The organism is Pedococcus sp. P2_E5 (genome assembly GCF_056403895.1).
This window is the reverse complement of sequence record NZ_JBFUEP010000072.1, coordinates 1-8,822: the sequence shown is the minus strand read 5'-3', so window position 1 is coordinate 8,822 and position 8,822 is coordinate 1. Positions and strand designations below refer to the sequence as shown.

General features: G+C 71.5%; 6 protein-coding genes. 4 read left to right on the top strand and 2 right to left on the bottom strand.

What is annotated here, in order from left to right:
• Window positions 1-162 precede the first annotated feature (162 nt).
• The 3 genes from AC1DVZ_RS18445 (at window position 163) to AC1DVZ_RS18435 (ending at window position 4,085) form a co-directional block, all read left to right on the top strand.
• A complete protein-coding gene (locus AC1DVZ_RS18445; protein ID WP_477619653.1) occupies window positions 163-1,506 on the top strand; it encodes a peptidoglycan DD-metalloendopeptidase family protein in 1,344 nt (447 codons plus the stop codon).
• Window positions 1,507-1,672: 166 nt separating this feature from the next.
• Entirely contained in the window at window positions 1,673-2,158 is a 486-nt protein-coding gene (smpB, locus tag AC1DVZ_RS18440) for an SsrA-binding protein SmpB (protein WP_477615165.1), read from the top strand.
• Between the two features lie 4 nt (window positions 2,159-2,162).
• Window positions 2,163-4,085, top strand: a complete 1,923-nt coding sequence (locus tag AC1DVZ_RS18435; RefSeq protein ID WP_477619652.1) for a DUF2207 domain-containing protein — start codon at window positions 2,163-2,165, stop codon at window positions 4,083-4,085.
• A 108-nt stretch (window positions 4,086-4,193) separates the two neighbouring features.
• Here the strand turns inward: AC1DVZ_RS18435 and AC1DVZ_RS18430 are convergent, their stop codons facing one another.
• Together AC1DVZ_RS18430 and AC1DVZ_RS18425 are read right to left on the bottom strand one after the other, a co-directional pair.
• The gene (locus tag AC1DVZ_RS18430) at window positions 4,194-4,367 is read right to left on the bottom strand and encodes a CsbD family protein (RefSeq protein WP_477619651.1); all 174 of its coding nucleotides are present in this window, start codon (window positions 4,365-4,367) and stop codon (window positions 4,194-4,196) included.
• Between the two features lie 138 nt (window positions 4,368-4,505).
• Window positions 4,506-7,883 (bottom strand): pyruvate carboxylase, encoded by a 3,378-nt coding sequence (locus AC1DVZ_RS18425; protein WP_477619650.1) that lies wholly within the window; start codon window positions 7,881-7,883, stop codon window positions 4,506-4,508.
• Window positions 7,884-8,197: 314 nt separating this feature from the next.
• Here AC1DVZ_RS18425 and AC1DVZ_RS18420 point away from each other — a divergent pair, with 314 nt between their 5' ends.
• On the top strand, window positions 8,198-8,776 hold the full coding sequence (locus AC1DVZ_RS18420) for a hypothetical protein (protein ID WP_477619649.1): 579 nt from the start codon (window positions 8,198-8,200) through the stop codon (window positions 8,774-8,776).
• Window positions 8,777-8,822 lie beyond the last annotated feature (46 nt).

Here is an 8,822-nt window from a genome sequence, read left to right as displayed (position 1 = left end):
TGCTAGCAAAGGTTGCTGGTTGACGGACAGGTTGCAACCTGTCCGTCATCAGCCAACTGTTGCTAGCAAAGGTGAGGGGCGGGCGGCGAAGCGGGGCCGATCGGACAATTCACAGGTCTCAATCCCCGGAAACTGGTGTGGTGTGTGTTACCAATGAGGCCTATGAGCGCAATCCCCGCGCGTCTACACGCGTCTCATCGTGTCCGCCTGACGGCCCTCGGGCTGGCTTTCGCCTGCTCCATCGGCCTGGCCACCCCGTCGGTGGCGGCTGCTCCCGGCCACCCCTCGTCGGTCCCCGCCGCGGCGCCCGCCGACGACCCGGGCAGGGCCAAGAAGCAGGTGGACAAGGAGATCGACGCGCTCAAGGACGAGCTCGAGGACACCTCGGCGAGCCTCAGGAACGCCTACGTCGCCCTGCGTCGCACCCAGGCCGCCCTGCCCGTGGCGCAGGCGGCGCTCGACCGGGCCACTGCCGCGGTCTCCAAGGCCGACGCCCACAACGACGAGATGGCGGTGCAGCTCGACGTCGCCCGAGCCAACGAGGCGCGGGCCGTCGACCAGCTTGCGGCCACCCGTGCGAAGCTGGCCGAGACCCGCACTCGCGTGGCCCGGTTCGCCTCCCAGCTCTACCAGGACCAGGGGATGGGCCAGCTGTCGGTGGCGCTGAGCGCGACCACCCCCGACGACTTCGCCAACCGCATCGCCATGAACGACACGGTCATGGATGTCCAGAACCAGTCGCTGTCCCGGCTCGCGACCGCCCGGGCCGCCGCTTCCGCCCAGGAAGCCCACATCAAGGCCCTCAAGGTGCAGGTCCAGGCGGCCAAGAAGCAGGCGGAAGCCGCCCTGGCCAGGGCCCAGCAGGCGCGCGGCGCCGCGGCTGCGGCCAAGCAGAAGCTGGACGCCCTCGCGGCCCAGCAGATCGCCCAGTCCCGGGCACTCGAGGCCCAGAAGCGGGCCGAGAAGACCAAGCTCGACGCCGCCCAGAAGGAGCAGGCGAGGCTGCAGAAGATCCTGGTGGCCCGCGCCAAGGCGGCCAAGGCAGCGGCCGCTCGCCGGGCCGCCGCCCTGCGCAGGGCGGGCAAGAAGGTGCCCTCAGGGCCCTCGTCCTCCGGTGGCTTCCTGTCCCGTCCGTCGGAGGGGTGGATCTCCTCCGAGTTCGGGATGCGCTACCACCCGATCCTGCACTACTGGCGGCTGCACGCCGGTCGCGACTTCGCGGCCAGCTGCGGCACCCCGATCCGCGCCGCCGCGAACGGCACCATCATCTCGCGCGGCTGGGGCGGCGGCTACGGCAACCGGATCATGATCGACCACGGCATCGTCCGCGGCGTCGACCTCGTGACGACCTACAACCACATGAGCCGGTATGCCGTGCGCGGCGGCCACGTCTCCCGCGGCCAGGTCATCGGCTACGTCGGCACCACCGGGTCGTCCACCGGGTGCCACCTGCACTTCGAGACCTACGAGGACGGCATCCCCAAGGACCCACGCCGTTGGCTGTGACGCTGGACTGGCGGTGAGGGGGCACCGTCGCGGCGACGACGCGGGTAAACCGACTGGCCGGCATACCCCGTCCTGCAGGTAGCGTGGCCTCGCTGGGTCGGGACTCGACCACGCGACGATGCAGCGAAGACCGCTGAGACAACCAAGACGAGGGCGTGGACGGGCAGTGGCCAAGGAACAGGGTCGCAAGGTGGTGGCGAGCAACAAGAAGGCGCGCCACGACTACCTCATCGAGGACACCTTCGAGGCGGGCCTCGTCCTGATGGGCACCGAGGTGAAGTCCCTGCGGGAGGGGCGGGCCTCGCTCATCGACGGCTACGCCGCCTGGCGGGGCGACGAGCTGTGGCTCGAGGGCGTCCACATCCCCGAGTACGTCAACGGCAACTGGACCAACCACACCCCGCGCCGCCGTCGCAAGCTGCTGCTGCACCGGGCGGAGCTGGCCAAGATCATGAAGAAGTCCTCCGAGAGCGGCCACACGATCGTGCCGCTGCAGCTGTACTTCAAGGACGGCCGGGCCAAGGTCGAGATCGCCATCGCCAAGGGCAAGAAGCAGTACGACAAGCGTCACGCGCTGCGCGAGCGCCAGGACACCCGTGACACGCAGCGCGCCCTCAGCCAGGCGCGGCGCGCCTCGGGCGAGGGACGCTAGGGACATGCGCGTGCGCGGGGGGACGCACCGGTATGCCGTGGGCGCCGGACTGGCCGTGCTGCTCGCCTTCGCTGCGATGGTCCTCGCGGGGGGCAGTGCGCAGGCCGCGGCGAGCGACGACCTGGCCACCCGGTTCCACGTCGACATCACGGTCAACGACGACGGCTCGGTCGACGTAGCCGAGAACATCACGTGGCACTTCCCGCAGGGGGAGGAGCGCCACGGCATCGAGCGCTTCGTCACGGTCCGCGTCGGGTACCAGGACAAACAGGACACCTATCGCGAGTACCCGATCTCCGACGTGTCGGCCAGCTCGCCCTCAGGGGCCCCAGCCGACGTGTCGGTCGACGACGCCACGGACGGGTCCTCGGTGCGGATCCGGGTCGGGCGGGCCGACGAGACGGTGAGCGGCACGCAGACCTACGTCGTGCGCTACCACCTCGCCTCCTACGTCAACGGCTTCACCGACCACGCCGAGCTCTACTACAACCTGGTCGACGCCTCCGACGACAACACCTACCAGGACGTCAGCGCGACGGTGACCGGTGCGAGCCCCAGCGACCGGGCCGAGTGCTTCATCGGGGAGTTCGGGTCCACGGAGCGCTGCACGGCGACGCCGGGCGCGAGCGCCGAGTTCAGCGCCCCCGAGGCCGGCAACGGGCGTGGTGTCTCGATCCTCGCGTCGCTGCCGATCGGCGACTTCGGGTCGCTCGACCCGGTGCTGCACGAGGGCCAGGTGTCGGACGACGGCGCCGTCATCACCTCCGACACCTCCAAGGCGCTGGGTTACCTCACCCTGGGGGCCGGGGTGACGCTGCCCCTGCTCGCGGCCGGTCTGATGGGCACCCTGGTCTACACGCGGGGTCGCGACGAGCAGTACGCCGGGCTGGTGCCCGGGCTGACTCCTGCGCTCGGGCAGGACGGCCAGGTCGTCAAGGGTCGCAACGGGCCGATCGCGGTCCGGTTCACCCCTCCGGACGGCGTCCAGCCCGGACTGGTCGGCACCGTCATCGACGAGGTCGCCAACACGATCGACGTGTCCGCCACGATCATCGACCTCGCTGCCCGCGGCCACCTGACGATCGCCGAGGAGGAGGGTGGCTTCCTGCGGGGCAAGGACTGGCGGCTCACCCGCACCACGCCCACCGCGGAGCAGGCGCGGACCGCCCTGCTGCCCTACGAGGAGGCGCTCCTGGTCGGCCTCTTCGAGAACTCCCCGACGCGCACCCTGTCCAGCCTGAAGAACACCTTCAAGCCCACGCTCCAGCGGGTCCAGGAGCTGATGTACGACGAGGTCGTGCGGCGAGGATGGTTCCGTCGGTCGCCGGCCAGCCAGCGCGGGACGTGGACAGCCCTCGGCGGCGCGATGGTCCTGGGCGCGGTCTTCGCGGGAGCGTGGGCGGGTGGACCGCTGGCCAGGGCCGGAGCCGGCACGGGCTCGCCGATTCCTCCGGCCTTCATCCTGCTCGCGGGCGCTGCCGTCGCCGGGTCCATCGTCGCGTTCCTGGGGCGGCTGATGGCTGCGCGCACCGCTGATGGCAGTGCGGTCAAGGCCCAGTCGGAGGGCTTCAAGAAGTACCTCGTGACGGCCGAGGCCAACCAGATCAAGTGGGAGGAGGCGCAGGACATCTTCAGCCGCTACCTGCCCTACGCGATCGTCTTCGGCGTGGCCTCGCAGTGGGCTGGCACCTTCCGCCAGGTGGCGGAGTCCGCCGCCGCAGCGGGACACACCCTCACCCCACCCTTGTGGTACATCGGGGCCGGCGGCTTCGACTACGACGGCATCGCGCAGGACATGGACTCGTTCGCCACGACTGCGGGCGGGACGTTCACCAGCACGCCGGGCAGCTCGGGGGGCTCCGGATTCTCCGGCGGCGGGGGCTTCTCCGGCGGTGGCGGCGGCGGGAGCTCGGGCGGGTCCTGGTAGCCGGCACGGCCCACGACACCTGCCCACCACACCTGCCCACCACGCCCGCCCCCCACACACAGGTATGCCGCGCGCGATCTCTCGCACGCGGCATACCCGTGCCGTGCCTCAGTCCTTGAGGGCGTCCTTGACCTTCTCGCCGGCCTGCTTCAGGTCGGCTCCGGCCTGGTCGGCCTTGCCCTCGGCCTCGAGGCGCCCGTTGTCGGTCACCTTGCCGGTGGCCTCCTTGGCCTGGCCGGTGGCCTTGTCCTTGGCGTTGTCGAGCTTGTCATCAAATCCCATGATGGGCTCCCTTGGTTGGGTGCGATCTCGTTGGGTGTTGCTCTGCTGACACAGCCGCTTCTTGACCGCGCGCTCTTCGACCGTAACCCGGATCAGGCATTTTCGCAGGTCAGAGGCGTGGCAGGCGCAGGGGAAGCCCTAGCCGAGCACGAGGAGGAGGTCGCCGCCCTCCACCTGCTGCTGCGGGCCGATGGCCAGACGCTGCACCGTTCCGGCGACCGGCGCCGTGATGTTGGCCTCCATCTTCATCGCCTCGATCGTGGCGACCACCGCCCCGGCCTCGACGCTGGCGCCTTCGTCGACGGCGAGGCTGACGACCCCGGCGAAGGGTGCGGCGACCTGTCCCTTCGCCGCCGGGTCGGCCTTCTCGGCAGCCTTGACGTCGACGGCGATCTGCTCGTCGCGCACCTGTACCGGACGCAGCTGGCCACCCATGGTGAACATGACGGTCCGCATGCCCCGGTCGTCGGGGTCGGACACCGACTGCAGGCCGAGGAGCAGCCGCTTGCCGGGTTCGAGGTCGATCTCGTGCTCGAAACCCACCTCGAGCCCGTGCAGGAACTCGCGGGTGCCGAGGACGGCGAGGTCGGAGTAGGCGTCACGCGACTTCTCGAAGTCAGCCGTCGGGCCCGGGAACAGCAACCGGTTGAGGGTATGCCGCGGGCTCGCCTTGAGTGCCTCGCTGTCCTCCTCGCTGAGCTCGCTGACCCGGGGCCTGGTGGTGCGTCCCTCCAGCGCCTTGGTGCGGAACGGCTCCGGCCAGCCGCCGGGTGGGTCGCCCAGCTCGCCGGAGAGGAAGCCGATGACCGAGTCGGGGATGTCGTACTTCGTCGGGTTGGCCTCGAAGTCGGCCGGGTCGGCCTTGGCGCCCACCAGGGCCAGGGCGAGGTCGCCGACCACCTTGCTGCTCGGGGTCACCTTGACGATGTTGCCGAGGATGCGGTTGGCCGCGGCATACATGTCCTCGACCTCCTCGAAGTGGTCGCCGAGGCCCAGGGCGATGGCCTGCTGGCGCAGGTTGGAGAGCTGGCCGCCGGGGATCTCGTGGGTGTAGACGCGACCGGTGGGGGAGGGGAGCCCGGACTCGAAGGGGAAGTAGAGCTGCCGCACGGCCTCCCAGTAGGGCTCGAGGTCGTTGACGGCGCGCAGGTCCAGCCCGGTGGCGCGGGGGGTGCCGTCGGTGGCCGCGACCAGGCTCGACATCGGTGGCTGCGAGGTGGTTCCGGCCATGGCCGCGCTGGCGACGTCGACCGCGTCGACGCCGGCGTCGATGGCGGCCAGGAGGGTGGCCAGCTGACCACCCGCGGTGTCGTGCGTGTGCAGGTGCACGGGCTGGTCGAACCGCTCGCGCAGCGCGGTCACGAGGGTGCGTGCGGCGGGAGCCCGCAGCAGGCCGGCCATGTCCTTGATCGCGATGACGTGCGCGCCGGCGTCGGCGATCTGCTCGGCCAGACGCAGGTAGTAGTCGAGGGTGTAGAGCTTCTCGCCCGGGCTGGTGAGGTCGCCGGTGTAGCAGAGCGCGACCTCGGCGACGGCGGTGCCGGTGGCGCGGACCGCGTCGATGGCGGGACGCATCTGGCCGACGTCGTTGAGGGCGTCGAAGATGCGGAAGATGTCGATGCCCGTGCGAGCGGCCTCGGTGACGAACGCGTCGGTCACCGCCGTGGGGTACGGCGTGTAGCCGACGGTGTTGCGCCCGCGCAGGAGCATCTGCAGCGGCAGGTTGGGCATCGCCTCGCGCAGCCGCGAGAGGCGGTCCCACGGGTCCTCGGCGAGGAACCGCAGGGCAACGTCGTACGTCGCGCCTCCCCAGGCCTCCACGGACAACAGCTGGGGCGTCAGCCGGGCGACGTGCGGGGCGACGTGCATGAGGTCACGGGTGCGCACCCGGGTGGCGAGCAGGGACTGGTGGGCGTCGCGGAAGGTGGTCTCGGTGACACCCACTGCCTCCTGGGCTCGCAGCGCCTCGGCGAAGGCCTGCGGGCCGTGCAGCAGCAGCCGGTCGCGGGCGCCGGGCGGTGGGGGAGTCGCGCGGTCGATCGCGGGCAGCTTGGAGCGCGGTGAGACCCGCGTGCGCCCGGGTCCGTGCGGCTGGTTGACCGTGACGTCCGCGAGGTAGGTGAGCAGCCTGGTGCCGCGGTCGGCGGGGACTCGTGCCGTGCGCAGGTCGGGGCGCTCGTCGATGAACGCCGTCGTCAGCCGGCCGGCCTGGAAGTCGGGTTCCTCGAGCAGCGCCTGGAGGAAGGGGATGTTGGTCGAGACCCCGCGGATCCGGAACTCGGCCAGCGCGCGCCTGGCCCGACGCACCGCCGTCGGGAAGTCCCGCCCCCGGCAGGTGAGCTTGACGAGCATCGAGTCGAAGTGGGCGCCGATCTCGGCCCCGACGAAGATGGTCCCCCCGTCGAGCCGCACGCCCGCGCCGCCGGCGGAGCGGTAGGTCGTGATCCGGCCGGTGTCGGGCCGGAACTCGTTGGCGGGGTCCTCGGTGGTGATGCGGCACTGCAGCGCCGCCCCGCGGATCTGCAGGGTCTCCTGCGAGAGGCCCAGGTCCTCGAGGGTCTCGCCGCTGGCGATGCGCAGCTGGGAGCTGACGAGGTCGACGTCGGTGATCTCCTCGGTGACCGTGTGCTCGACCTGGATGCGCGGGTTCATCTCGATGAAGACGTAGCGACCGTCGGGAGCGAGCAGGAACTCGACGGTGCCCGCGTTGACGTAGCCGATCTCCCTGGCGAACGCGACGGCGTGCGCGCACATCTGTTCGCGCAGCTCGGGTGAGAGGTTCGGGGCCGGGGCGATCTCGACGACCTTCTGGTGCCGCCGCTGCACCGAGCAGTCCCGCTCGAACAGGTGGATCACGTTCCCGGCTCCGTCGGCGAGGATCTGCACCTCGATGTGCCGCGGGCTGACGACCGCCTCCTCGAGGAAGACGGTCGGGTCGCCGAACGCCGACTCGGCCTCGCGCATGCAGGCCTCCAGCGAGTCGCGCAGGTCCTCGCGCCGCTCGACCCGACGCATGCCCCGGCCGCCACCGCCTGCGACCGCCTTGGCGAAGATCGGGAAGCCGATCTCCTCGGCGGCAGCCACCAGGGCGTCGATGTCGGTGCTCGGCTCGGCCCCCTTGAGGGTGGGCAGGCCGGCCTTCTTGGCGGCGGCGATGGCGCGGGCCTTGTTGCCGGTCAGGTGCAGCACCGACGCAGGGGGTCCGACGAACGTGACGCCGGCATCGGCGCACGCCTCGGCCAGGTCGGGGTTCTCGGACAGGAAGCCGTAGCCGGGGTAGACGGCGTCGGCGCCCGCCTCGACGGCGGTGCGCACGATGGCCTCCGGGTCGAGGTAGGCCCGGACCGGGTGCCCCTCCTCGCCGATCCGGTAGGCCTCGTCGGCCTTGAGGACGTGCTCGGACTTGCGGTCCTCGTAGGGGAAGACGGCGACCGTCTTGGCGTTGAGCTCGGTCGCGGCGCGGAACGCGCGCACCGCGATCTCACCACGGTTGGCGACGAGGACCTTGCTGAACACTTGACCTCCAGGGGATCGGCACCCCGGGGTGGTGGGGCCGGTGGGAGACGGGCAGCGTGCGTCCGATCCTAGTGAGATCCCGACTCGTGAGACGGCTCGCCCGCCATGCGGACCAGCCACCTGAGGTATGCCGCGTGCCCGCGGCCGCAGCCAGCGCCGCCGGCCGCACGGCACACCGATCGACGTCGGCAGGTCCGACGGCGTGGACGGCAGCCTCAGGGCCTTCCGGTGGCTACGCTGGACGGGCGTGCAGGGGCCACGGCGCAGCCGGGGCAGGCAGTCCGGTGACGTCGACGTCCGAACCGAGGCGGCTCATGGCAGGCAGGCATGTGCGCAAGGCCCCCGTGGTGATCTCACGCGTCATCGCGACCGTGACGGTGTCGGCGATGCTCCTCGCGGTGGGAGTCGTGGCCATGACGATCTTCACTGGCGGCGAGCGGCGCGCGACAGGGGGCCCGCAGGGGCGGGCGCCGAACGTCGTCACCGGACCCTCGGCGGTCCCTTCCAGCGCAACCACCCGGCCGACCCCTGACGGCTCGTCCGGCCGACCTCAGGGTGGTCCGTCGTCCCGCGCCGGGGGCGGAGTCGTGGTGGGTGCGGCCGGGGCGGATGACGGCCGGATGCCTCCCTCGGCGCAGGTGCCCGGGCTCCCGAACGCCGCGAGCAGCTCCACCACCACGAGCGTCGAGGGGACGGCGCGCGTCTGGCCTGCGCTGCTCCCTGCCGGAGCTGACGCGTTCGCCCGGGGATGGGTGCAGCGCAGCGACGCCGGTCGCGCCCACGGGAGGGCGCTGGGCCTGCTCGGTCGGGTGGCGACCGTGCACGGATGCCGCCCGATCCCGACCAAGGCGAGGCCGATCGCAGCGCAGGCTGAGCCCCGCGCGTGCCGCTGAGGGTGCGCCTGCGGCGGTCGGCGACCCGGCGGCATACCTGCTGGGG